The sequence below is a fragment of the Actinomadura terrae genome, from assembly GCF_022751215.1.
GTDB classification, from domain to species: domain Bacteria; phylum Actinomycetota; class Actinomycetes; order Streptosporangiales; family Streptosporangiaceae; genus Spirillospora; species Spirillospora terrae.
Genome location: NZ_JAICDG010000004.1, coordinates 564,564 through 588,421, shown reverse-complemented (window position 1 = coordinate 588,421; position 23,858 = coordinate 564,564). Strand labels below are relative to the sequence as shown.

The 23,858-nt window shown below is 70.1% G+C and carries 26 protein-coding genes; 13 read left to right on the top strand and 13 right to left on the bottom strand.

Annotation, left to right across the window (positions count from 1 at the left end; genetic code table 11):
- Window positions 1-713 precede the first annotated feature (713 nt).
- The 4 genes from K2F47_RS27280 (at window position 714) to K2F47_RS27265 (ending at window position 2,427) form a co-directional block, all read left to right on the top strand.
- Window positions 714-1,172: a hypothetical protein gene (locus tag K2F47_RS27280; protein WP_242908313.1), complete on the top strand. Its 459-nt coding sequence runs from the start codon at window positions 714-716 to the stop codon at window positions 1,170-1,172.
- 83 nt (window positions 1,173-1,255) lie between these two features.
- On the top strand, window positions 1,256-1,840 hold the full coding sequence (locus K2F47_RS27275; protein ID WP_242908311.1) for a hypothetical protein: 585 nt from the start codon (window positions 1,256-1,258) through the stop codon (window positions 1,838-1,840).
- Window positions 1,841-1,884: 44 nt separating this feature from the next.
- The gene (locus K2F47_RS27270; protein ID WP_242908309.1) at window positions 1,885-2,112 is read left to right on the top strand and encodes a hypothetical protein; all 228 of its coding nucleotides are present in this window, start codon (window positions 1,885-1,887) and stop codon (window positions 2,110-2,112) included.
- A gap of 75 nt (window positions 2,113-2,187) precedes the next feature.
- Window positions 2,188-2,427 (top strand): hypothetical protein, encoded by a 240-nt coding sequence (locus K2F47_RS27265; protein WP_242908307.1) that lies wholly within the window; start codon window positions 2,188-2,190, stop codon window positions 2,425-2,427.
- Between the two features lie 9 nt (window positions 2,428-2,436).
- Here K2F47_RS27265 and K2F47_RS27260 read toward each other — a convergent pair whose 3' ends face one another.
- On the bottom strand, window positions 2,437-3,423 hold the full coding sequence (locus K2F47_RS27260) for a hypothetical protein (protein ID WP_242908305.1): 987 nt from the start codon (window positions 3,421-3,423) through the stop codon (window positions 2,437-2,439).
- 306 nt (window positions 3,424-3,729) lie between these two features.
- On the opposite strand from K2F47_RS27260, the gene K2F47_RS27255 reads away from it, so the two are divergent.
- The 6 genes from K2F47_RS27255 (at window position 3,730) to K2F47_RS27230 (ending at window position 10,421) form a co-directional block, all read left to right on the top strand.
- Window positions 3,730-4,182, top strand: a complete 453-nt coding sequence (locus K2F47_RS27255) for a hypothetical protein (protein ID WP_242908304.1) — start codon at window positions 3,730-3,732, stop codon at window positions 4,180-4,182.
- Between the two features lie 456 nt (window positions 4,183-4,638).
- Window positions 4,639-5,784 carry a Cmx/CmrA family chloramphenicol efflux MFS transporter gene (locus tag K2F47_RS27250; protein ID WP_242908303.1) on the top strand — a complete coding sequence of 382 codons (1,146 nt, stop codon included), beginning with the start codon at window positions 4,639-4,641 and terminating at the stop codon, window positions 5,782-5,784.
- 113 nt (window positions 5,785-5,897) lie between these two features.
- Window positions 5,898-6,095: a hypothetical protein gene (locus tag K2F47_RS27245; protein ID WP_242908302.1), complete on the top strand. Its 198-nt coding sequence runs from the start codon at window positions 5,898-5,900 to the stop codon at window positions 6,093-6,095.
- Between the two features lie 113 nt (window positions 6,096-6,208).
- Complete coding sequence (locus K2F47_RS27240) at window positions 6,209-7,399, top strand: serine hydrolase domain-containing protein (RefSeq protein WP_242908300.1); 1,191 nt, start codon at window positions 6,209-6,211, stop codon at window positions 7,397-7,399.
- 14 nt (window positions 7,400-7,413) lie between these two features.
- On the top strand, window positions 7,414-8,946 hold the full coding sequence (locus tag K2F47_RS27235; protein ID WP_242908298.1) for an alpha/beta hydrolase: 1,533 nt from the start codon (window positions 7,414-7,416) through the stop codon (window positions 8,944-8,946).
- A 413-nt stretch (window positions 8,947-9,359) separates the two neighbouring features.
- Window positions 9,360-10,421, top strand: a complete 1,062-nt coding sequence (locus K2F47_RS27230; protein WP_242908296.1) for a S1 family peptidase — start codon at window positions 9,360-9,362, stop codon at window positions 10,419-10,421.
- A 53-nt stretch (window positions 10,422-10,474) separates the two neighbouring features.
- Here K2F47_RS27230 and K2F47_RS27225 read toward each other — a convergent pair whose 3' ends face one another.
- The 7 genes from K2F47_RS27225 to K2F47_RS27195 form a co-directional block, all read right to left on the bottom strand.
- Entirely contained in the window at window positions 10,475-11,140 is a 666-nt protein-coding gene (locus K2F47_RS27225) for a hypothetical protein (protein WP_242908294.1), read from the bottom strand.
- A gap of 70 nt (window positions 11,141-11,210) precedes the next feature.
- The gene (locus K2F47_RS27220) at window positions 11,211-11,807 is read right to left on the bottom strand and encodes a DUF4360 domain-containing protein (RefSeq protein WP_242908292.1); all 597 of its coding nucleotides are present in this window, start codon (window positions 11,805-11,807) and stop codon (window positions 11,211-11,213) included.
- Window positions 11,804-12,418 (bottom strand): DUF4360 domain-containing protein, encoded by a 615-nt coding sequence (locus K2F47_RS27215; RefSeq protein WP_242908290.1) that lies wholly within the window; start codon window positions 12,416-12,418, stop codon window positions 11,804-11,806. Before K2F47_RS27215 ends, K2F47_RS27220 begins: the two co-directional genes overlap by 4 nt.
- On the bottom strand, window positions 12,415-13,038 hold the full coding sequence (locus tag K2F47_RS27210; protein ID WP_242908288.1) for a DUF4360 domain-containing protein: 624 nt from the start codon (window positions 13,036-13,038) through the stop codon (window positions 12,415-12,417). The genes K2F47_RS27215 and K2F47_RS27210 overlap by 4 nt, the downstream gene beginning before the upstream one ends.
- Window positions 13,039-13,044: 6 nt before the next feature.
- Window positions 13,045-13,848, bottom strand: coding sequence for a DUF4360 domain-containing protein (locus tag K2F47_RS27205; protein ID WP_242908286.1), 804 nt, complete (start codon window positions 13,846-13,848; stop codon window positions 13,045-13,047).
- A 36-nt stretch (window positions 13,849-13,884) separates the two neighbouring features.
- Window positions 13,885-15,465, bottom strand: coding sequence for a cytochrome bc1 complex cytochrome b subunit (qcrB, locus tag K2F47_RS27200; RefSeq protein WP_242908284.1), 1,581 nt, complete (start codon window positions 15,463-15,465; stop codon window positions 13,885-13,887).
- A 179-nt stretch (window positions 15,466-15,644) separates the two neighbouring features.
- Window positions 15,645-15,854 carry a hypothetical protein gene (locus K2F47_RS27195; RefSeq protein WP_242908282.1) on the bottom strand — a complete coding sequence of 70 codons (210 nt, stop codon included), beginning with the start codon at window positions 15,852-15,854 and terminating at the stop codon, window positions 15,645-15,647.
- Between the two features lie 272 nt (window positions 15,855-16,126).
- Between K2F47_RS27195 and K2F47_RS27190 the strand changes: the two genes are divergently transcribed.
- Window positions 16,127-16,876 (top strand): GntR family transcriptional regulator, encoded by a 750-nt coding sequence (locus tag K2F47_RS27190; protein ID WP_242908280.1) that lies wholly within the window; start codon window positions 16,127-16,129, stop codon window positions 16,874-16,876.
- On the top strand, window positions 16,877-17,458 hold the full coding sequence (locus K2F47_RS27185; protein WP_242908278.1) for an NUDIX domain-containing protein: 582 nt from the start codon (window positions 16,877-16,879) through the stop codon (window positions 17,456-17,458).
- Window positions 17,459-17,474: 16 nt separating this feature from the next.
- Here the strand turns inward: K2F47_RS27185 and K2F47_RS27180 are convergent, their stop codons facing one another.
- The 3 genes from K2F47_RS27180 to K2F47_RS27170 form a co-directional block, all read right to left on the bottom strand.
- Window positions 17,475-18,470, bottom strand: a complete 996-nt coding sequence (locus tag K2F47_RS27180; RefSeq protein WP_242908276.1) for a HAMP domain-containing sensor histidine kinase — start codon at window positions 18,468-18,470, stop codon at window positions 17,475-17,477.
- Between the two features lie 62 nt (window positions 18,471-18,532).
- Complete coding sequence (locus tag K2F47_RS41520) at window positions 18,533-19,228, bottom strand: response regulator transcription factor (RefSeq protein WP_242908274.1); 696 nt, start codon at window positions 19,226-19,228, stop codon at window positions 18,533-18,535.
- A gap of 108 nt (window positions 19,229-19,336) precedes the next feature.
- Window positions 19,337-20,818 carry a glutamate-cysteine ligase family protein gene (locus K2F47_RS27170; RefSeq protein WP_242908272.1) on the bottom strand — a complete coding sequence of 494 codons (1,482 nt, stop codon included), beginning with the start codon at window positions 20,816-20,818 and terminating at the stop codon, window positions 19,337-19,339.
- 322 nt (window positions 20,819-21,140) lie between these two features.
- On the opposite strand from K2F47_RS27170, the gene K2F47_RS27165 reads away from it, so the two are divergent.
- Entirely contained in the window at window positions 21,141-22,484 is a 1,344-nt protein-coding gene (locus tag K2F47_RS27165) for a sensor histidine kinase (RefSeq protein WP_242908270.1), read from the top strand.
- 66 nt (window positions 22,485-22,550) lie between these two features.
- On the opposite strand, the gene K2F47_RS27160 is transcribed toward K2F47_RS27165, so the two are convergent.
- Entirely contained in the window at window positions 22,551-23,099 is a 549-nt protein-coding gene (locus K2F47_RS27160) for a YceI family protein (RefSeq protein ID WP_242908268.1), read from the bottom strand.
- Window positions 23,100-23,263: 164 nt separating this feature from the next.
- Window positions 23,264-23,809 carry an RNA polymerase sigma factor SigE gene (sigE, locus tag K2F47_RS27155; RefSeq protein ID WP_242908807.1) on the bottom strand — a complete coding sequence of 182 codons (546 nt, stop codon included), beginning with the start codon at window positions 23,807-23,809 and terminating at the stop codon, window positions 23,264-23,266.
- Window positions 23,810-23,858: the final 49 nt, after the last annotated feature.

Below are 23,858 nucleotides of genomic sequence, written 5' to 3'. Positions count from 1 at the left end.
TGACGGTGGCCGGTCCGCCGGCGGCCGCGCGGTCCCAGGCGGGCGTCCGCCTGGTTGCCGACCTCACCGCCAACCCCGCTTCCAGCAGCGGGCCGGACTACGCGATGACCTACATCGCCAGCGTCCACGCGACCGGCGGGACCGCGCGCGGCACCGTCATCCGTCTCTCCGCTGACCGTCCGATGAAGTGGGCGGAGCACCCGCCGGGCTGCGCCAAGCACGGGCAGGCTCTCAACTGTGCCCTGGGGACCGTGGGGAAGGCGGCCAAAAAGCGTGTCGCGACGGTGCGGGTGCCCACGTCGGCGCTGACGTCCAAGGCGATGAACGTCTCCCTTGTCGCGTCCGCGAGGAATGCCCCCACCCAGACCATTCGCGCGATCATCAACCTTTCGGGCGCCAAGCCGCCTGGGAAGCCGGGCGGTCCCCGTCCGACCACGCATGGCAAGACGGCCCATGACGCCCATTCCTGCCCTACGGACAAGCCCGCGCCGTCTGCCAGCGCCGCCGCGCCACCGCCGCCCGCTGAGCCGAGTCCCAACGCAGCACCGACCACCCCACCCAAACCACGGACGTCCAACGAAACACCAACAGCATCGAGTGGGCCACCGACGTCCAGCGGGCCGTCAAAGCCCGGGGGAAAGCCGACTTCGCACGGGAAACCGGCAACTCCGCATGGCAAACCGTCCGCTGGCGGGAAGCCCAAGGGGAACGGCATGCCGTTCGTGAGCGACAAGCCCGAGGTGTTCCTGAGCAAGAAGCCGAAGGCGAGTCACGGCAAGGGGTTCAGCGGCAAGCCGTCCTATAAGAACCCCTCGGCCAAGGGGGAGCCTCTTGAGGACGACGCCGCAGGCCTTCCGTACTCGCAGACGGCGCCCGAGGCCCCGCAGGGGAGCGTGCCCCAGATGTCGGTAGCGCCCCGGCCGTCGGATTCGGTGGTGCTGCCGCCGGTGACCGTGCCGCACCAGCAGTCGCCGCGGACGAACGCGAACGGTCAGATGACGCTGGTCTCTCCCACCGCGACGGACGACAAGGGCGACGGGACGGACTGGGCCGTGGTGCTCGGGATCGTCCTCATCGCCGAGATCGGGCTGCTGTGGGGGGCCGCGTGCGTCGGGCTGTGGAGACGGCGGCTGGTGCTCAGGCGCTTCCCGGACCCCGGCACCGCCGAGTAGCGGCCGCGAACTGCGGAGATCGAACTCTCACGAACAGTGACGAAAACTTTGCGTAGTCATTTGACTACTGTTAGTTTATCTCCGTGCCCACGAACCTGCACGAGCTCCCGCTGGAGATGGTCCGTAACCAGCCGGCACTCGTCCCCGAACTACTGCGGACCGTCTTCCATATCGACGTGCCGGACCAGAGTGCGGTCACGTTGACGTCGGAGTCCTATGCCGACACCAACCCCGCCGAACTCCGCTGCGACGCCACCGTCCTGCTCGGCGAGCCGGACGCCCCGACCCTCGGTGTCGTGGTGGAGTCGCAGCTGCGGGTCAAGGAGGCCAAGTCCTACAGCTGGCCCGCCTACCTGGCCTCGCTGCGCCTGCGCCGCAAGTGCCCGGTCTTACTGCTGGTGATCTGCCCCGACCAGGCCACCGCACGCGGCTGCGCCGTCCCGATCGAAATGGGTCATCCCGGCTGGGTACTGGAACCCCTGACGATGTCCCCCGAAGGAGTACCCCCCGTAACCGACGAGGCCACAGCGCGCCGCCTCCCCGAGCTCGCCGTGCTCAGCGCCGTCGCCCACCACGAGGGACCCTCCGGCGAAGCCGTCCTGACCAGCCTGGTCACCGCACTGGGGTCCTGCCCGAGGACACCCGGCAGCTATACCATCAACACGTAGCGCCACAACTCTCCGACGTCGCTCGCAAGCTCTTGGAGGAGTCCATGCGGAAGACCGGCCTCCCAACGCTGGAGGACTACGCAAACGAGCACGAGGCCAGAGGTGAGGCCAGAGGTGAGGCCAAGTCGGTTCTGCTTGTGCTGGAGGCGCGGGGCGTCCCGGTGTCTGACGGGGTTCGTGAGCGGATCAGCGCATGCATGGACCTTGACCAGCTTGAGCGCTGGGTCAAGCGTGCCACGTCGGTCGAGGCCGCCGAGGAACTGTTCATCTGACCGAAGCGTGGCCCGATGTAGGTCCGCCTGTGCGAGTGGCAGGCGGACCTCGCCCGTGAGTTCTTGGAGTGGTCTATGCGGAAGACCGGCCTCCCGACGCTGGAGGACTACGCGCAGGAATACCGTGCAGAGGGCTGGCGTGAAGGCTTTGCGAAGGGCATGGTCAAGGGGGTTCTGAGCGTGCTGGGGCAGCGAGAGGTGTCGGTGTCTGATGAGGTTCGTGAGCGGATCAGTGCGTGCACGGATCATGACCAGCTCGACCGCTGGCTCGATCGTGCCCTGTTGGTCGAGAGGGCTGAGGAGTTGTTCGACTGAGGCCGGGGGTTATTTGTCTTCGCAGGGGGACGAGGACGGGCGGAATGGGCCCAGGGTCGCTCGTTGCATCCAGTAGTGGGACTGGTGTGGTTTCCAGATGGCTACCATGACCCAGCCGTGTGGGGTATCCGTCCAGCGGACTACCTGGATGCCCTGCCCGCGTGCCTTTTCTTTGATTACGCGGCTGCTCGTGTCTGAGAATTCGTAGACGGTGGCGGTTTCGGCGGTGACGCTGGTGCACTGCCATTTCTCGGGGGTTGAGGGGGCGGCGACCGGGGGCTTGCTGGGTTTTGGACGTGTGGGCCGCACTTTGCGAGGGACGGGGCGTGCCGGCAGCGGCGTCGGCTCAGGCCGGGGGGTGGAGCGCTTCGGCTCCGGTTTCGGCTCTGGGGCTTCGGTGTTCGGGACATCGGGTGTGGCGGCGACCACCTGGGGCGCGGCCGGTGGCGGGGTGGAGATCGACTGGTCGACCCTCCGGGCGTTCGACGTGCCCGACATGACGGTGGCCGTCGATAAGACGACGCCGAGGCCGAATGCGGCCCCGGCCCAGATCGCCGTGCGTGCGACGCGGGAGCCGCCGTCGGACAGGGCGTGCGCGTGGGCGTGGGCCTCGACCTGCAAGGTGACCGTGCGGGGGCTCGTTACCGGTGGCGGGTCGTCCGGGGCGTCCGGGTCTTCGGCGGGGGGCTTGGGGGAGTAGCAGCTCCCGTTCTTGTGCTGGAGGGCGGCCTGGTAGAGCTTCGGTAGAAGGTCCCGGTCGTCGTCCTGGAGAGCCCTCGGCGTCGATTCGAAGTAGCGCAGCATGGCGGCGAACTGCACCGCGTCGGGCAGCGCCTTGCGCTGAGTGATCCACCCCCGGACGGTCGCCTTTGGCAATCTGACCGGTATGTCAAGTTGCTCCCCGTAGGTTTCTAACTTCCCATAGGTGCCGCGGCCGCACCGACCGAAAACTGTCGCGAGTCGACCGTAGAAGGCGTTGATTGGATCGCTGCTCACGTCGATCACTCCCCCTGTGACTGGCCCGTGCCAGAAGTGTGCCCCAGCCGTTGGACGGCTCGCAAACACTATCCGTGCCAAATGATCTCGCCAAGGCGGGACGGGTTCCGCCGGGCCTGTGCTAACGCGCGAGATCGCGTGAGTTCGCGTGGATTCGCGCGTTCTCGTCCAGCAATTCGGCGGGCTTGGGGTGAACCCCTTTCGAAAGGCTTCCCGATCGGTCACGGTGATGCGTGAGCCGCCGATCCGAAGCGGCGAATCCACGAAGGCGCGACCGATCACGTCGCGTCGTCACGGGAGGTTTACATGACCATGCCGACGATCCCTGGCCGCCGAGTCGTCGTGGCCGGAGTGGGCGCGACTCTCGCCGCGGGAATCCTCGTGGCCGGGCCCAGCGCGAACGCCGACACGGCCGCCACCGCCGGCGCCGGGACGGCCGCGACGGCGCCCGCCCTGGACAACGCTCGGGCAACCGGCAAATTCTGGGTGAACTCCCGGACCCACCGCGCACGCGCACGGGGCGAGATCAAGGACACCTCTCCAAGGAGGGTCCGGGTGGGGGTCCAGGCCCGCATCCAGCGTAAGGACGGGCGTCGCTGGACCACGGTCTACACCGGACCCCGCGTCGTGAGGTGGGAGCACGCCGTCAGCGAAACCGGCTGGCGCCGCTGCGTACGCGGCAAGGTCTACCGGGGGCTGTTCACCTTCGAGTACGCCGGGCGGCGGACGACGGCCCCCTCTCGCGCTTTCACCTGCTGACCCGAACAGCGGTCGGCGCCGTGCCGTGGCGCCAGCTCGGCGCCACGGCACGGTACGGGTATTCGCCTGGACGCAGATAGGTCGCGTCCGAGCCGAAGTGAGCACCGTGCCGTGGGCACGGTGCTTTCAGGACGCCTTGCGCAGGCGATGAGCGGGACGAGGCGTGCGGAGACCAGGGCCGCCGACCAGGCGGGATCGAAGCAGGACGTCAGAGCCCCGCCGGACGGACGCCGGAGGAAAACGAGGTGCTGTGGTGGGTGGGGGCGGGTAGGTTGCGGGGCATGGTGAGCCCCGAGGCATCCAAGGTGGGGGCTTTCGGTCACGCCGTCAGCCCCCTGCACCACTGAGATCGCCGTTCCGCCGCGTCCAGCGCGGCCGGACGGGTTCGGCGCGCCTTCGGGGTGCTGGCCGCGGTGACGAGACGTCCTCGCCTCTCCTCACCTCGGAGCTCACTCGATGCCTCTGTCGCTGTACCTGCTCGCCCTGGCCGTGTTCGCCATGGGCACCTCGGAATTCATGCTCGCCGGTCTCGTCCCGGACATCGCCGAATCGCTCGATGTGTCCGAAGGGACGGCGGGCACGCTCACGTCCGCGTTCGCGATCGGGATGTTCGTCGGCGCGCCGCTCATGGCCGGGCTCATCCGCGACCGGCCGGGCCGGACGAGCCTCGCGGGTTTCGTCCTGGTGTTCGCGGCGGCCCATGTCGCGGGGGCCGTCACCACGAGTTTCGCGGTGCTGTTCGCGACGCGGGTCGTCGCGGCGTTCGCCAACGCGGGGTTTCTCGCGGTGGCGTTGACGACCGCGTCCGCGCTGGTCGGGCCCGAGCGGAAGGGACGCGCGCTCGCCGTGCTGCTGTCCGGGACGACGGTCGCGACGATCGCCGGGGTCCCGGGCGGGACGGTGTTCGGCGCGCTGTTCGGATGGCGGGCCGCATTCTGGGCCGTCGCCGCGCTCTGCCTGCCCGCATTCATCGGCATCGTCAGGGGGATTCCCCGGCGTTCCGTCCAGGAGGAAGAAACAGGTGGGCGGGGCCTGCGGGCTGAGTTGGCGCGGTTGAAGAGCCCGCGGTTGATCCTGGTCATGGTGCTCGGCGCGCTGGTCAACGCGGGGACTTTCTGCGGCTTCACCTTTCTCGCGCTCATCGTGGACGGCGAGCGGTGGGTTCCCGTTGCGCTGGTGCTTTTCGGTGCCGGTTCGTTCGCGGGGGTCAGTGTCGCCGGACGGCTGTCCGATCGGCGCCCCGGGCTGGTCGTCGCGGTCGGCGGGGGACCGCTGCTCGTGGGGTGGCCCGCATTGGCTTTGTTGGCCGAGCAGCGTGCGGTCCTGCTCGCGCTCGTGTTCGCGTTGGGCGCGCTGTCGTTCGCGTTGGGGAGCACGCTGATCGCGCGCGTCCTGTACGAGGCGGCGGGGGCGCCTCGTATGGCCGGATCGTACGCGACGGCGGCGCTCAACCTCGGGGCCGTGGTCGGGCCGCTGGTCGGAGCCGTGGTTCTGGACGGCGGGGCCGCCCGGCCGTTCTGGGCGAGCGGGGTGCTCGTCGCGGTGGCGCTGGTCGTCGCGCTGCCTTTCCGCTATGTGCTCGGCGCACGTCCAACGCGGTGAGGTATGTGCTCGGGGCGGCGACACAAAGGCATCCGTGACGATATGTGCGACGACTATTACCAAGGGTAGCTATAGGGGGACGGTCCGAAACACACGGCAGAAAGCAGCGGACGATGAGGCGATTCCTGGTCGTCATCACAGTGGTGATGCTCGTCATCGGGGCGTCGCTGATACCCGCGGGGGCCTCGTCGCCTTTACCGCGCGTCGAGTGCGAGAGGGGCGGCGGTGTCGTCGCACCGGGGCCGAGCATGACCGGGCTGGTCTGCTACGGGGGCATCCATAACTTCGCGCCTGCCGAGTTCTGGTTCTGACCAAGCCCGGGGAGGTGGGGCTATCCCCAGGGGTGCCATGCGGGCATCCCGAAAGGATTTCGGGGTGAGCGCCGCAGTGTGCCGGGGCCGGGGCGGCTCCTAATCTCGCGGCAATGACCTCAACAAATGAAGTGAAGCGGGGGCGCGGCGCCCGCCGGACGCAGCGGGGGCGCGGCGTCCGGCGGACGGTCGCGGTGGTCGCCGCGGGCGCCGCGATCGGGGGACTCGCGGCGGTCCCCGCGCGGGCGGGGGAGGCCCGGGGCTGCGGTGACCACTCGGCCACCCGGCGGGTGCTGGACCGCCTCACCGGCGTCCATAAGCTGACCGGGGCGGCCGTGCGGGTGGACGATCCGCGCTGCGGAACGTGGACGGCCGCGAACGGCGTCGCCGACCGGCGGACCGGGCGTCCGATGACCGCCGACACGCGGACCCGGGTCGGCAGCATCACCAAGACGTTCACCGCGACGACCGTGCTCGACCTCGCGGGCGAGGGGCGGATCTCGCTGGACGCGCCCGTCGACCGCTACCTGCCCGGCCTGATCGCCAAGAACGGCTACGACGGGCGCAAGATCACGGTGCGGAGCCTGTTGCAGCACACCAGTGGGCTGCCCGACCACATGGACGGCTTCGCGTCCACCGAGGAGTGGCGGTTCCGGCACTTCGAGCCCGAGGAGCTGGTCGAGCGGTCGCTGTCGATGCCCGCGCCGAAGGAGAAGTGGTCCTACTCCACCACCAACTACGTCGTCGCGGGGCTCATCATCGAGAAGGTCACCGGGCACCGCGCGACGGATGAGATCCGGCGCCGGATCATCGTCCCGCTCGGGCTGCACGAGACGTACTGGCCGGGTGACGACGTCCGGATCAGGGGTTCTCACCTGCGCGGATACGTCCGGCAGGACGAGGGCGGAACCACCCGGTGGGCCGACTACACGGAGATGAACACGACCGTGGCCTGGACCGGAGGCGCGCTGATCTCCAGCCTCCGGGACGTGAACGCGTTCTACGGCGCGCTGCTCGGCGGGCGCCTGCTGCCGCCGGGACTGCTGGCGGAGATGAAGCGGACCGTCGAGCTGGACCCGGACCAGGTCTGGACGGACGCGCGGTACGGGCTCGGGCTGATCGGCACGCCGCTGCGCTGCGGCGGGACGTGGCTCGGGCACGCCGGTGACATCGACGGCTTCACCGCGATGGCGGGCGTCGCGCCGTCCGGGCGCCGCGTGTCCCTCGCCTTCAACGAGAACCCGTCGTCCCAGGAGGCGTTCGACGACGAGCTGAACCTCGTCCAGTCCGCCCTGTGCGAATGAGGAACGGAGCGAGCATGATCAACGCGCGAAGGACGGCGGTGCTGGTGGTCGGCGCCGCGGCCGCGGCGACCGCGGCGGTGTCGGCGCCGTCCGCGGACGCCCACGCCAAGGGCGACCTCAGCCGGTTCTACCAGCAGCATCTCGACTGGAAGGCGTGCACGCTGGGCCCGGACGACGAGGTCGGCAAGGAGCTCGACAAGGCCGGTGCGCAGTGCGCGGACGTCACCGTCCCCTTGGACTACGCGAACCCGGGCGGCCGGACGATCACCGTCGGGATCTCGCGGCTGAAGGCGTCCGGCGGTGGGCCTCGGCTCGGCACGATGCTGCTCAACGGCGGCGGGCCCGGCGCGTCCATCGACCTGCCGCCCTACATGCGGGAGCTGATGGGGAAGGCCGGCCCGCGCTACGACCTGGTCGGCATGGACCCGCGGTCGCTCGGACGCAGCGCCGGTATCGACTGCGGCTGGCCGAGCGCCACCTGGATCAAGGGACCGGGCGCGACCAGGGCCTCCTTCGACACGTCGGTGCGCTACGCCAAGGACCTCGCGGACCGGTGCGCGAAGACCAACGCGGGCGTGCTCCCGTACATCAGCACCCGCAACATCGCCCGCGACATGGACGTCATCCGGGGCGCGCTCCGTGAGAAGAAGATGTCCTACAACGGCGCTTCGTACGGCACCTACCTCGGTTCCGTCTACGCGACGATGTTTCCCGGACGGCTCGACCGCGTCGTCCTGGACAGTTCGCAGGACCCCTACAGCTGGGGGCCGCGCCTGATCGCGGGCACCGAGGACGCCAACGAGAAGGCGCTCGCGGACTGGGCCGGATGGGCGGCCGAGCGCGATGACAAGTACGGCCTCGGCAAGACCAAGGACGAGGTCGTCGGGCTGGTGCACCGCATTCTCGCGACGTCCGCCCGCACGCCGCTCGCGATCGGGCAGTACAAGCTGGACGCGTCGATGCTGCCGGTCGTGCTGGTCGACAACCTGGGGACCGACGACGAACCGGCCCGGACGAGCTTCGCCGAGTCCGTGCAGGTGTTGCGGGACGCGGCGGCCGGACGTCCCGCCAAGCCGACCCAGGACCTGGACGACGAGCTGGCCTACCTGCTGACCGGCGCCGCTTCGCGGGAGGGCAGCGGTCAGGCCGCGATCATCTGCGGCGACGCGGCCGCGCCGCGCGACCCCGCGTTCTACTGGCGCGACGTCCAGGCGCACCGCGGCGGCGCGCCGGTCTTCGGGGCGCTCGCGCACAACATCGGCCCGTGCGCGTTCTGGCCGACGCGTCCGGCGGAGGCCCCGACGAAGGTCGGCGCGGACCTGCCCGCGCTGATGGTCGCCGCGACCGGCGACACCCGCACCACCTACGAACGCAACCAGATCGTCCACGGGCTGGTGCGGGGCAGTCGGATGATCACGCTGGACGCCAACGTGCACGCGCCCTACCAGCGCGGATACCCGAACACCTGCGTCCGCGACCGGGTCAACTACTACCTGCTGACCGGTCGGCTCCCGGCCCGCGACCTCACCTGCCCGCCCGACAAGTAACCGCACACGGCCCGAGGAGGCGCGTCCCACGCCGGGGCGCGCCTCTTCACGGCGTTAGAGCGCACGCGGCGTCGTGCTGTGAAAACGCGCTGTGACCGGCGACAACGCCGTTCGGCATTCCAGGCTAGAAATTGGCGCGAGTGGACGCGGCGCCCCGGCGAATCGCCTGGTCGAAGCTCATTTCGCCGCCCCCCGAGTGCGGGCGCCGCGCGGGGGCGCCCGCGCCGGGCGTTGAAATTCCAGTTGTGCCTTGAAATCTGGTTCAGCGGCATCATGGCGAAGTACTTTGCTCCCACACGTTGCCTTTATCGACCGGGCCCGCACCCAGCGGATTCGGTGGCCGGGAACGTGCCCCGCAACCCCCGAGTTGCCGCCGACGCTCCCCAGTGGTCGGTGGCGAAAGGCGGACAGAAGTGAACCGTGGAGAGCACCTCAAAGGCGTGGTCCCCCCACTGCTCGGCGCCGCCGCGTTGATCGCGGTGTCGGTGTCCGGGATCGCTCCGGCCTCGGCGCGGCAGCCGCAGGACGCGGGTACGGTTCGGCTCGCCCAGCTTCCCCACAACGCGCTCGCCGACCAGCTCACCAGCCGTCTCGGCGGCCAGCAGGCCGGCACCTATGTCGACGGCGCGGGCGACCTCGTCGTCAACGTGACCAGCGCGGCGGCCGCGCAGCAGGTCAGGGCGTCGGGCGCCAAGGCCCGCGTCGTCAAGCACGGCCTCGCCCCGCTCACCGCGTCCAAGACCACGCTCGACCGGCTCGCCGGAACCGACGGGACGACCGGCCTGGCCTGGGGCGTCGACGTCATCTCCAACGCGGTCGTCGTCAGCGTCCCGCAGGGCGACAACGACGCCGCGACCACGGCGTTCGTGAAGCGCGCCCGGGCGCTCGGCGACACCGTCCAGATCAAGCGGGTCGCGGCCGCGCCGCGGCTGACGCTCGGCCCCGGCGAGGCGATCCTCACCGGCGGCTCGCGCTGCTCGGTGTCGGCGATCGGCACCAAGGGCGGGACGGAGTACGTCGTCACCGCCGGGCACTGCACCAACATCGGCTCGACGTGGACGACGTCCGGCGGCCAGACCGTTGGCACGCGCCAGGCGAGCAGCTTCCCGGGCAACGACTACGGGACGATCCGCAAGACGGGCTCGGTCTCCCTCACCAACGCCAACCTCACGCAGGTCGGACGCCCGCAGACCGGGAGCCAGATCCAGAAGAAGGGCTCGACGACCGGCACGACGTCCGGGACCATCCGCGGCTATGACCGCACGGTCAACTACCAGGAGGGCTCGGTCAGCGGCCTGATCGAGACCACCGCGTGCGTCCAGCCGGGCGACAGCGGCGGCTCGCTCCAGGCGGGCAGCACGGCCATCGGCATCACCTCCGGCGGCACGACCGGCAGCTGCCGCAGCGGCTTCCAGTCCTACTTCCAGCCGCTGGACGAGGCGCTCCAGTCCCAGGGACTCACCTTCAAGCGGTAGCCATCCCGCGGATGTGGGGCTCCCGAACCCCCGCCGGGGGCCCCACATCCACTTCAGCCGGTGCCCTCTCCGGCGGCGCGTGCGCATTCCGCGTGGGCGACATGGCATTCCCGTCCCTTCCGGTCCGTGAAATCGGAGAGTATGGACGGCTCCGCACCGAGCAGCTCGCGTGCGCGGTGCGTCTCGTAGGCGATGGTGACGTCGCCGACCTCCATCTCCTTCAGGCAGAACATGCAGACGGTCTTCACCGCCTCGTGCGCACAGTCCGCGTGGGAGAAGAAGCCGGGGGCGCCCTGGGGGCTCACACCCGCGGACCTTTCGATCGGCTCCTCGCCGAGCTGCGCCCGCGCGTACGGCGGATCGAGGAACGCGATCGTCTCGCCGGGAAGGATTCCCTGGCGGCAGAACATGCACACTTCGTCCTGCGCGTCGCGCAGGCAATCTATGTGGGTGAGGAAATGCCGCTCGCCCTTGTGGTTCGTGAACCCGGACTGTTCGGGCGGCGTCGCACCGAGCGCCTTTCGCGCCGTGGGCTCGTCCACGGTGGCGAAGCGTCCCTCGACCGACACGCGCGTGAGGCAGAACAGACAGACCTTGCCCCGCGCCAGATCCGGGACGCTCGGACGCCGAGCCCTGGCGCGAAGCCTTTGTGCGGCGATCGCTCCGCCTACCGCCGCCAGCACGACCAGTATGCCGGTGACCAGTGCCGCAGCTCCCACGTCCGCCTCCTGTCTTGGGACAGGTTCGGACGGTAGCCCGCTCCTGGCGGGAGGGGTCCCAGTGCTACCGCTAACACTTCTTGTAGGCGATGGAGTACGTTATCCCGCCCTCGGGGAAGTCCAATGAGACCCAGCCCTCCCCGGACGGGTCGGATGAGGTCACGCGGATGCGCGTCTCAAGATCGAGAAGGTCCGGCGCGCCGCAGCGGGCATACTTCAGTTGTGAAACTGGTACTTTATCGGTGAACAGAAGGTTGCCCTTATGACCGGTGAACTGGTGCGTGCTCACGTCGGCCCCTGGGCTTCCCCACATCCGAGCGCTCTGCATGATTTCGCCGACGACTTCGGGGTCCAGGTCCGCCGTGGCGCGGGTGTCGGTGTTCGCGATCGCCCAGGTAAAACCCTGCGGTATGTGGATGTTTACGAGGAAACCGCACGATTTTTGACCCTCCGCGGGATTCACATCCGGCCCGACGGACGCCTTGAAGTTCTTGATTGTGACGTTGACCCTGCCCCCGTCTTCGGAGACGGAGACCTCCCCCGGGCAGATGGACCGGATGACCTGGACTTTGGCGGCCGGTTTTGGCGCGGCGGACGCGGGAACCGCCGTCAGCAGGGGCAGGGTGATGGCGCCGATTGCGACGAGCGTCGTATTTCTTGTCTTCATGACCGCTGACAGGGCTTGTAGACGAGGGTGTACGTTATTCCGCCGTCCGGAGAATTCAGCGATACCGAGCCGGCCCCCTTCACGTCGGACGACTCTACCTGAAGCCGCGTTCCAAGGCTGAGACTTCGGCTTTGTCCACATGGAGCGAATTCCAGCGGTGTTTCGTCGTCGAAGTACCAGGACCGCGTCGGAGCCTCGATCGTGTGCGAGATCTCTCGGGCCGGAGCGTTTCCCTGGATCCAGTACCTGTTCGCTACCTCGCCGGTGACACCTGGCTCCAGGTTTGCGGTACCGCGAGACTCGATTCTCTTGAGTGCCCAGGTCGAGGGAACCGCAAAGTGGGGGATCAGGATGAGCTGGCAGAGCTTCCGGGCGTCCTTAAGAGGCACGTCCCTTCCGACGGACGCCGTGAAGTCCGCCCCGTTGAGGCGAAGCTTTGCCTCCTCTGGTGCCGTGGCGATAGAGATGTTCACCGCCCCGAGCGGGCAGGAAACCGTCGCTATCTCGAAGCTGACCGGTAATTTCGGGCCGGCGGACGCGGGGAGTGCCGTCAGCAGGGGCAGTACGGTGGCGCCGATCGCGGCGAGCGCCGCCTCCCTTGTCGCCTTCATGATGGCTTACAGGACTTGTAGCCGAAGGTGAAATCTGCTCTGCCGTCGGGTGGTTCATTCATCGATATCGAGCTCGCCCTGACTGTGTCGGCCGCCGTCACCTGGAGTCGCGTAGAAATGGTGAAAAAGCGGGCTTCTCCACAGGGATTTTCCAGTGGCGTTTGGTCTTCGAGCCGCCAGGATTGTGTCGGAGCCTTGATCGTGCGTGAGATCTCGCGGCCCGGATCTTTTCCTTGGATCCAGTTCCTGGTCGCCACCTCGCCAGTTGCCTCAGGGGCGAGGTCCGCCGTGCCGCGGAGCTTGGTGCTCTTGAGCACCCAGGTGTATTCCAGTGGGAGGTTGATGATCAGGGTCAAATTGCAGGTAATCCGGGCCTCCTCGGCGGGTACATCCTTCCCAGCGGACGCTTTGAAGGCCGCAGTGTAGACGCTGACTCCAAATCCGTCAGGTGAAGGGGGAGTAACGGTGGCGACCGCCGAATTAGTGCCCCCGCACCCCCAAAGGGAGACCACTTTGACGGTGACCCGTGGTGGCGGGTCGGCGGACGCGGGGGTTGCCGTCAGCAGGGGTAGGGCGGTCGCGCCGAGTGCGGCGAGCGCTGCTTTTCTGGTGTTCCTCATGGGGGATCATTCCTCCGGCGTGCAGGATTTGTAGACGAAGTTGTACGTCGTGCCGCCGCCGGGGAACTCCGTTGCGATCGAGCCGGAGCGGGTCTCGTCGGGCGACTTCACCTGGAGGTGAGTTTCAAGTTCAAGGGTGCGCTGCTCCGCGCAGGGGGCGAATTCCAGTGGCGTCTCGTCGTCGAACTGCAAGGTGGCGTCGGGGCCCTTGAGCGTGTGCGAGATCTCGTGGTGCCGGGCGCTTCCCTGGAGGCGGTAGCGTTGCGTCACTTTGCCGGTGACCCCGCGGTCCAGGTTCGCCGTGCCGTTGGTGCCGATGCTTTCGAGTGCCCAGGTGGAGCTCACCGGCATGATGAGCCGCAGTGCGAGCTTGCAGGACTTCTGGGCTGCTTCGGCCGGCACGTCCTTCCCGACGGACGCCCTGAACGACGACGGGTGGAGGCTGATCCTGCCGTCCTTCGGGGAGGAGGCGACGACCATCGTCTCGACCGGGCAGGACGTCGGGGTGGACTCGACCTGGATGACGGCGGGCGGTGCCGGGTCGGCGGACGCGGGGAGCGCCGTCAGCAGGGGGAGGGCGGTGGCGCCGACCGCGGCGAACGCCGCCTTTCCGGTCTTCTCCATGGCCGTGTCTCCATTTCGCAGCGATATCTCACCGGCGAGTTCACCGCGACGGTAAGCCGCGCCGCAGAAGCGGTCAACGGTCCCTTTTTCAACCGGTGCGGCCTTGATTGCATCGCGGTCGAAGTATTTTTTCCCGGGTGGCGGCGGATATCCCTGGTGTGCGGCGTGCCGGGGAGAATCGGACATTGAGTTTCGTGGTTACCGATGCCCTGGAAAGGCCGGTTAGTCCGAGGTGGAGGCTTCCAAGGATTCGCGTGCTGGGGGAACGCGTAGGTCGCGCGTGAAATGGCGGTTGAGGCTGCGGCGCAGGCGGCCGAGCCGGGCGGGGGCGTCCTCGGGCAGTGGCATGGCGGCGGGCGGACGGTCGTCCACGATCGGGGCCAGGCGTTCCCCGTCCAGCGGACGTTCGACCTCGGTGTACGCGCCGGACGGCGACCGGCGGATGACGCCGGTCTCCAGGCCGTGCGCGGCGAGGGCGAGGTCGCGGCGCTGGAGGCCGAGGCAGACGCGGTACGCGATCACGTAGGCCAGCACGGGCCCGAGGACGATGGCGCCGCGGAAGAACCAGGTCGTCCAGAACAACGGGACGGAGAAGCGGTCGGCGATCACGTCGTTGCCGCCCGCCGCCCAGAGGACGCCGTAGAAGACGACGCCTCCGGTGCCGAGGCCGGTCCGCGCGGGGACGTCCCGGGGCCGGTCGAGCAGGTGGTGCACGCGGTCGTCGCCGGTCACCCACCGTTCGAGGAACGGGTAGGCGGCGAGGCCGGTGAACAGGAGCCCGGGCACGCCCAGCGCGGGGACGAGGACGCTCAGCGGAAGCGTGTGCCCCCACGCGTTGATCTCCCAGGCGGGCATCATGCGCAGGGCGCCCTCCAGCCAACCCATGTACCAGTCGGGCTGGGAGCCGGAGCTGATCGCGCCCGGGTCGTAGGGGCCGAACAGCCAGATCGGGTTGATCTGGAAGAACGTCGCGAGCAGGGCCGTCACGCCGAGGACCCAGAGGAAGAACGCGGTCGTCTTCGCGACGAACACCGGGAAGAACGGGTAGCCGCGCACGGTGCGGTTGGTGCTGCCCTTGCCCGGGAACTGCGTGTGCGTCTGCCGCCAGGTCAGCACGACGGCGTGCAGCGGAATGAGCGCGAGCAGGATGCCCGGGATCAGCAGAATGTGCACGACGTACAGGCGCGGGACGATCATCTCGCCGGGGAACTCGCCGTCGAACAGGAACATCAGCAGGTAGGAGCCGACGAGCGGGAGCGAGGCGATGACGCCTTCGAGGATGCGGATGCCGGTGCCCGACAGCAGGTCGTCCGGCAGCGAGTAGCCGAACAGTCCGTTCAGCATCACCAGCAGGAACAGGGTGACGCCGATCAGCCAGTTGAGCTCGCGCGGCCTGCGGAACGCTCCGGTGAAGAAGTTGCGCAGGAGGTGGACGACGATCGCCGCCATGAAGATGATCGTCGCCCAGTGGTGCAGCTGCCGAACGAGCAGCCCGCCGCGCACGTCGAAGCTGATGTCCAGCGTGGACGCGTACGCCTCGCTCATTCGGACGCCGCGCAGCGGCTCGTAGGAGCCGTCGTAGACGACCTCGTGCATGCTCGGCCGGAAGAACAGGGTGAGGAAGACCCCGGTCAGCACAATGATCGCGAACGAGTACATCGCGATCTCGCCGAGCAGGAAGCTCCAGTGGTCGGGGAACGCCTTGCGGATCGCCTTGCGCAGAAATGCGGTTCCGCCGAAACGGTCGTCCAGGGCGCGTCCGGTCGCCGCTAACGCGCTCGGACGTTCGCCGTCGCCGGACATGGCACCTCACGCATCGGTCGGTCGTGTCCTCACTGTCGCACCGAGTAGCAAGATGAACCAGAGTGTCCTGTTTGTATTATTTATTCACATAAAGGGCGCGAATTGGGCGTTTCTCGACCTGGACTTCGCGCCCCGGCGGCCGCCAGCTCGCGGTTCGACCCGCACGGGCCACGCGAACGTCAGGCGTCGCTCCGGTTCACGCGCAGCCTCTCGGCGGTCGCGACGCGTTCGGCGAGCCGGGTCTGCGCGTCGCACAGCAGCCACAGCTCGCCCTCGTCCCCCGCGACGAGTTCCCTCAGGCAACCGTTCCTGATCTGGTAGTTCGTCAGGGAGGTCACCCGGGTCGCCCGGAGCCCCCTCGCCGAGCGCTCGGCGTGCCAACCCGGCATGCACCTCATTAAGGACACCGCGGACTCCTTGGTCGCGTCATGGTAGGTCTACCCTAGGTCGGCGACCGCGACGCGGGAGGGCCTATGGACGAAGACCCCATCCGCGACGCCGAGCGCGGCACGGCCGGAACCGGTCACCGCCGGGCACCGCGCCGCCGCCCCCCCGCGTCCGGCGGGCCCACGGGACCCCGATCCCCAGGTCGGGGCCTCGGCACGACCGGGCCACGCTGTAGGTTGGACGACCAAAGCACGCAGTTCGGAGCAGATCAGCTATGCCGCGTCCCCCCGCCAAGGCCCAGGCGATCACGAGCGCGCTCGCCGCCCGGATCGTCGAGGGCGAGCTGGCGGCGGGCGCCTGGCTGCCGTCCGAGCGGGAGCTGGCGCGCGAGTTCGACGCCGACCGCTCGACCGTCCGGCGGGCGCTGCGGATGCTCGCCGAACAGGGCCTCGTGCAGGCCACGCGCGGCGCGGGCGTGCAGGTGCGGCCGGAGCGGCCGGTGCGGCGCGCCGCGTCCGACGTCACCCGGCAGGTCGGCGGCTGGCGCGGCTTCCACGTGTCGGTGCGCGCGGACGGGCGGCGGCCGTTCACCCGCACCACGGTCCGCGAGACCGACGCCGACGCGCAGGTCGCCCGCCGGCTCGCGGTGCCCGCCGGGACGCGGGTGCTGGAGCGGGCGCGCGTCCAGGGCGTCGAGGGGGAGCCGCCCGTGCAGACCGCGACCACGTGGGTGATCATGGACATCGTCGCGCGGCTCCCGGTGCTGCGCGAGATCGACACGGGCCCGGGCGGGATCTACTCGCGGCTGGAGGAGGCCGGTCACCGCATCACGTTCGAGGAGTCGGTCACCTGCCGGATGCCGCTCGTGGACGAGCAGCGGACGCTGTCGATCGGCGCCGAGCAGCCCGTCCTGACCGTGTGGCGGCGCGCCCACGACCAGGACGACCGGGTGGTCGAGGTCACCCACCGGGTGGTGGTGGGCGACCGGCACGAACTCGTCTACCGATACGGGTCGGGAGCCTGAATGCACGACGGCGGGGAGCAGGGTAGGGAGCACGACGGCGGGGAGCACGCGGTCCGGCGGGTCGCCACGCGGGTGGTGTACGAGAACCCGTGGATGCTCGTCCGCGAGGACGAGGTCGAGCGGCTGGACGGCTCGCGCGGCATCTACGGCGTCGTCGACAAGCCCGACTTCGTCCTGGTGATCCCGATGGAGGACGGCGGGTTCCACCTCGTCGAGGAGTACCGCTACCCGATCCGGCGCCGCACCTGGAGTTTTCCCCAGGGCACGCTCCCGGGCCGCCAGGAGGCCGACCCGGAGGAGCTCGCCCGCCTCGAACTCGCGCAGGAGACGGGCCTGCGCGCCGCGTCCCTGACGCACCTCGGCTACCTGAACTGCTCGCACGGGACGACCGGCCAGGGCTTCAACGTCTTCGTCGCCGCCGACCTCAGCCCGGGCGAGACCGACCGCGAGCCGGAGGAGCAGGACATGCGCCAGCGCTGGTTCAGCCGCGCCGAGGTCAAGACCATGATCCGCGACGGCCGCATCACCGACGACTCCTCCGTCGCCGCCTACGCCCTGCTGACCCTCCACGAGAACCCCTGACCCGGCCCCCCGCCGGTCAGGGGAGGGGGGCGGCGGGGAGGCGGACGCGGATTCGGCAGCCTTCGGGGGTGTCCAGGACGGTGATGTCGCCGCCGTGCAGGTCGGTCGCCCAGCGTGCGATGGCGAGGCCGAGGCCGGTGCCGCCGCCGGGGGTGCCCTGGGCGGCCCGGGGCGTCGCGGGGGTGCTGGGGGCGCCTCGGGAGAAGCGTTCGAAGACGCGGGTGCGTTCGGCGGGCGGGATGCCGGGGCCCTCGTCGGCGACCTCCAGGACCAGGCCGCCCGGGGCGGCGCCGGGGCGCGCGGTGACGGTGACCGGGGTGCCGGGCGGGCCGTGCCGGGCGGCGTTGTCCAGCAGGTTGGCGATGACCTGGTGGAGGCGGTCGCGGTCGGCGGTGGCGTGCAGGCCGGGCGTGACGTCGGAGACGAAGCGGGCGCCGGGGTGGCTCGCGGCGGCCTCGGCGGTCACGTCGGCGACGAACGCGGCGACGTCCAGGCGGGACAGGTCCAGGGACGCGGCGCCCGCGTCGGCGCGGGACAGGTCGAGGAGCTGCGTCACCAGGCGGCCGAGCCGCTCGGTCTGGTCGAGCGCCGAGTCGAGGACGTCGGGCGTCGCCAGGGTGACGCCGTCGGCGACGTTCTCCAGGACGGCCCGCAGCGCACTGATCGGGGTGCGCAGCTCGTGCGAGACGTTCGCGACGAACTCGCGGCGCTGCCGGTCGACCTCGGCGAGGTCGGCGGCCATCCGGTTGAACGCGTGCGCGAGCTCGCCGACCTCGTCGCGGGAGGTGGCGCGGACGCGGCGGCTGTAGTCGCCGCGCGCCATCGCCCGCGCGGCGGCCGTCATCTCGCGCAGCGGGGCCGTCATGCCGTGCGCGAGCAGTTGGATGACGACGAGCGAGATCAGCACGCCGACCGGCATCGTCTGCCGCGCGCGGAAGCCCAGCGGGTAGCCCCACAGGACGATCAGCACCGCCACGCACGCCGTGACCACCACCACGACGCCGAACTTCACCTTGATCGAGCGTAGCGGGTCCAGCGGGCGCGGCAAGCTCGCCCACAACCTGTGGATAACCCTCACGCGGAGTCCAGGCTGTAGCCGACGCCGTGCACGGTGCGGATGAGGTCGGGGCCGAGCTTGCGGCGCAGCGCCTTGACGTGGCTGTCGACCACGCGGGTCCCGGACGCGTCCGCCCAGTCCCACACCTGTTCGAGCAGGACGGCGCGGGTCAGCACCGCCCCCCGGTTCCGGGCGAGGCAGGCGAGCAGGTCGAACTCGGTCGGCGTCAGGTGCACCTCGCGGCCGTCCCGGCGGACGCGGCGCGCCCGCGCGTCCACCTCCAGCGGGCCGATCCGCAGCACCGGCGGATGCGGCGCGGACGCCGCGTCCGGCGCGGGACGCTGGACGCGGCGCAGCAGCGCGCGGATGCGGGCGACCAGCTCGCGCATGCTGAACGGCTTGGTCACGTAGTCGTCGGCGCCGACGGCGAGGCCGACGAGCAGGTCCGTCTCGTCGTCGCGGGCGGTCAGCATGAGCACCGGCACCGAGCGCTCGGCCTGCACGCGGCGGCAGACTTCCAGCCCGTCGAACCCGGGCAGCATCACGTCCAGGACGATGAGGTCGGGTTCGCACGCGCGGGCCATGTCGACCGCGGCCGGGCCGTCGGCGGCGACGTCCACCGCGAATCCCTCGGCCACGAGCCGGTCCACCACGGCCCGCGCGATCGTCGGCTCGTCCTCGACGAGGAGGACGCGGGGCGCTGTCGCTGTCACAAGCCCGGACGCTGTCACAAGCCCAGACTCTAGAAGCCCGAGATGTGTGCTCCGCGTGCGAGTTGTGGAGGATCCGCGTGCGAGTTGTGGAGGAATCGTGAAGACCGCCTAGGGGCCGACCTCCCAGGTGTGGACGGGGTCGTTGTCGCGGATGTGCTCCGCGTACGCGCGCGTCATGGTGCGCAGGGCGTCGTGGCGGCTGGCTCCGTAGGAGTTCTCCAGGGCGTGGACGGTGTCGATCTGCCATGCGGACCCGGTCTGGCCGGTGAGGCAGCGGCGTTCGACGATGCCGAGGAGCCGGTCGCGGCGCGACGCGTCCACGCCCCAGCGCTCCAGGCCCTCGTGGGCGAGGGGGAGGAGCTTGCGCAGGATCAGCTCGGCGGCGGGCACCTCGCCCATGCCGGGCCAGTAGAGGCTGGATTCGAGGCCGTCGCGGGCGGCGCGGTGCAGGTTCACCTCGGCGCTGCTGAACGACATGCGCGTCCAGACGGGGCGTTCCTCCTCGGCGAGCATCCGCGTGACGCCGTAGTAGAACGCGCCGTTGGCGATGACGTCGGCGGCCGTGGGGCCCGCGGGGAGCACACGGTTCTCGACGCGCAGGTGGGGGCGGCCCTTGACGACCGCGTAGATGGGACGGTTCCAGCGGTAGACGGTTCCGTTGTGCAGGGTCAGCTCACCGAGCTCGGGGATGCCGCCCTCGTCCAGGACGGCGCCCGGGTCCTCCTCGTCGCAGAGCGGCAGCAGCGCGGGGAAGTAGCGGGTGTTCTCCTCGAACAGGTCGAAGACGGAGGTGACCCAGCGCTCCCCGAACCAGACCCGGGGGCGGACGCCCTGCGTCTTCAGCTCGTCCGGCCGCGTGTCGGTGGCCTGCTCGAACAACGTGATGCGGGTCTCGTGCCAGAGCTGGTGGCCGAACAGGTACGGCGAGTTGCAGCCCATCGCGACCTGCGCGCCCGCGAGGGCCTGGGCGGCGTTCCAGTACGCGCCGAACTGCTCGGGGCTGACCTGGAGGTGGTACTGGACGCTCGTGCACGCGGCCTCCGGGGTGATGTTGTCGGCGTGCATGCGCAGCGGCTCGGGACCGTCGATCGCGATGTGCAGCTCCTCGCCGCGCGCCGCGAAGATCTGGTCGTTCAGCATCTTGTAGCGCGCGTTGGCGGAGAGGATCTCCTCGCCGATGTCGGAGCGGCGGAGCGTCGGCAGGATGCCGATCATGACCAGCCGCCCGCCGACCTCGCGGGCGCGCGTCTCGGCGTGGTCGAGCTGGTCGCGGACCTCGGCCTCCAGCTCGCCGGTGCCCTCCCCGCCCAGCTCGCGGGGCGGGATGTTGATCTCCAGGTTGAACTGGCCCAGCTCGGTCGCCCAGGCCGGATCGGCGATGGCCTTGAGCACGTCCTCGTTGCGCATCAGCGGGTCGCCGAGGGCGTCGATCAGGTTGAGCTCGATCTCCAGGCCGATGTGGGGTCGCTCGAAGTCGAACTGAGACTCGCCCAGCATGCGGGCCAGCACGTCGAGGCAGGCGCGGACCTTGTTCCTGTACCGCCGCCTGTCCTCGCCCCTGATGGTGGCCGAGGCCACGTCCCTGCCCATGTGTCCGTCCCTGTACTTAGGAGATGGTGCCTACCGGCGGGCAGTACCCGCTGGGAGGCGGTGCCTGGGGGATGCTGTTTTGAAGGAAACGTCATCAAACGGGATGTCCCGGTACGGGCAGGTAAAAACACCGCGCTTCTTTTTGGACCCCCGTTTTGTGACCGCTGGGTAGCGTTGGTGGACTTCTGGGTGCGCGTACTGCGAAACGTGACACTCTGTGATTGGACGGCGAGGCCCACCGCCGCCGCCAGGCGTTCCCTCCTGGCGGCCCACCCCCGGGCGGCGCCGCAGGACGTGACGGCGCGGCGGAACGGGAGGGTCGATGCGGATACTCCCACGGTCCATCAGGACGCGGGACACGCTGATCGCCGCGGTGCTCGCCGTCCTGGTGCTGGGGATCACCGCCGTCGGCGTCGATCTCGCCGTCCGGGCCACCACGCAGGCCGACCTCCTCCAGGAGATCCAGGTCGCGGCGCGGCGCTCCAGCGGCGGCGTGCGCGACGGCAGCCTCGTCACCCCGATCCCCGACGACACCGGCGGGCGCATCCTCGTGCAGGTCGTCGGGCCGGGCGGGCACGTCCTGGACGCCACGCCCGCCGCGACCGGCAGGCCGCCGGCGAGCCGGGTGTGGCCGCCGGCGGCGATGCGCGTCCGCGACTTCGTCGAGTGCCGGGGCGCCTGGCCGGGCCGCGAGTGCGTGGTCGTCGAGGCGATCCGCGCGACGACCGCGCCCGACTCGGTCGTCGTGTACGCGTGGGAGCCGCTGCCGTCCTACCTGGTGAACGGGCTGCTGGAGGTGCTGCTCGGCACCGGCGTGCTGCTGCTGGCCGCGCTCGCCGCCTGGATCACCTGGCATGTCGTCGGACGGACGCTCGGCCCGGTCGAGGCCATCCGCGCCCAGCTCGCCGAGATCAGCGCCAGCGACCTGAGCCGCCGCGTCCCGCAGCCGTCGGGGGAGGACGAGATCGCCCTGCTCGCCCGCACCGCCAACGCGACCCTCGACCGGCTGGAGCGCGCGGTCGGGCGGCAGCGGCAGTTCGCCTCCGACGCCTCCCACGAGCTGCGGACGCCGATCGCCGGGCTGCGCGCCAACCTGGAGGACGCCTCGATGCACCCCGAGGACAACGACCTGCGGGCCGTCGTCGACTCGGCGCTGCGCGACACCGACCGGCTGGAGTCGATCGTCACCGACCTGCTGCTGCTGGCCCGGATCGGCACGGGCGCCTCCGCCGAGGAGTCCATCGACCTGGCCGAGATGACCGCCGCCGAGATCGCGCGGCGGAACTTCGCGCTGAAGATCGGCACGGACCTCGCCGCGGGCGTCGTCGTGCGTGGGGTGCGGATGCAGCTCGTCCGGCTGCTCGGGAACCTGCTCGACAACGCCGAGCGGTACGCCGACGAGGTCATCTCGGTCGAGGTGGCGAGCCGCGACGGGCACGCGCTGCTGACCGTCACCGACGACGGCGCGGGCATTCCGGTGGCCGACCGCGAGCGCGTCTTCGAGCGCTTCACCAGGCTCGACACCGCCCGCAGCCGCGGCGCCGGCGGCACCGGGCTCGGCCTCGCCATCGCCCGCGAGATCGCCCACGCGCACGGCGGCACGCTGCGCATCGAGGACCGCGACCACGGCACCCGCTTCGCGCTGCGCCTGCCTCTGCACGGATGACTCTGCACGGATGAACACGGAAAGGGCCGTCCAAAGGACGGCCCTTTCCGGGGGTGCTGCGGGGGGTCAGGCGCGGACGGCCTGGATCTCAAGCTGGATGTCGACCTTGTCGCCGAGCAGGGCCTTGTCGCCCTTCAGCGGGACGTTGAACTCGATGCCCCAGTCCTTGCGGTTGATCGTGGTGGTCGCGGAGAACCCGGCGCGGGTGCCGCCCCAGGGGTCCTCGCCGATGCCGTGGAACTCGACGTCGAGGCTGACCGGGCGGGTGACGCCCTTGATGGTCAGATCGCCGTCCAGGCGGTGCTCGCCGCCCTCGGTGCGCACGAGCTTGGTGGCGAACGTCATCGTGGGGTGGTTCTCGACGTCCAGCACGTCGGCGGTGCGGACGTGGGCGTCGCGGTCGGCGTTGCGGGTGTCCAGCGAGGCCACGTTGATCTCGGCGGTGGCGGTGGAGTTCGCGGGGTCCTCGGCGATCTGGACGACGCCGCTGAACTCGGTGAAGCTGCCGCGCACCTTGGTCATCAGGTGCCGGATCGTGAACGTGACCTCGGAGTGCGCGGGGTCGATGTTCCAGGTGCCGGCGGTCAGGCCGGGGGCGACGGTCTCGATGCTCATGGGACTCTCCGGTGCTGCTCGATGGTGGATGCTTGAAACTTCAACGACCTGGTCGTGAGGTTAGTTGAGGGTTCAAACACATGTCAATCCCGGAGTGTTCCCGCGGCGGCGGAACCTCTTCGAAGTCGCCGGACGCGGAGGCCGGAGGCGCCTGCCCGCGAAGCCTAGAGGTCGCCGGTGGCGGTGGTCACGGACTCCATCGGACGGCGGTGCTCCAGCGCGGCGCGCAGCTGCGCGCGGCCCCGGTGGATGCGGGACCGGACGGTGCCGAGCTTGACGCCCAGGGACGCGGCGATCTCCTCGTAGGTGAGGCCCTCGATGTCGCACAGGACGACGGCGGCGCGGTACTCCGGCGCCAGGCCGTCCAGCGCGCGCTGGATGTCGGCGTCCAGGTGCCGCTCGTCGTAGGCCTGCGCGGGGCTGGGCTCGCGGCCCTGGAGCCGCTCGGCGGCGTCGTCGGCCAGCGCGTCGAAGCGGATGCGCTGCTTGCGCCTGGCCCGGTCCAGGAAGAGGTTGGTCGTGATGCGGTGCAGCCAGCCCTCGAACGTGCCGGGGCTGTAGGAGGACAGGGAACGGAAGACCCGGATGAAGACGTCCTGGGTCAGGTCCTCCGCGTCGTGCCGGTTGCCGGTAAGGCGGTACGCCAGCCGGAACACCCGTGTCGAGTGCTCGCTGACGATCTCCTCCCACGTCGGAGGCGTCCACGCCATCGCGCCTGCGCTCACCACTACCCCCGGTCTGATACGAAATCGTTACGGC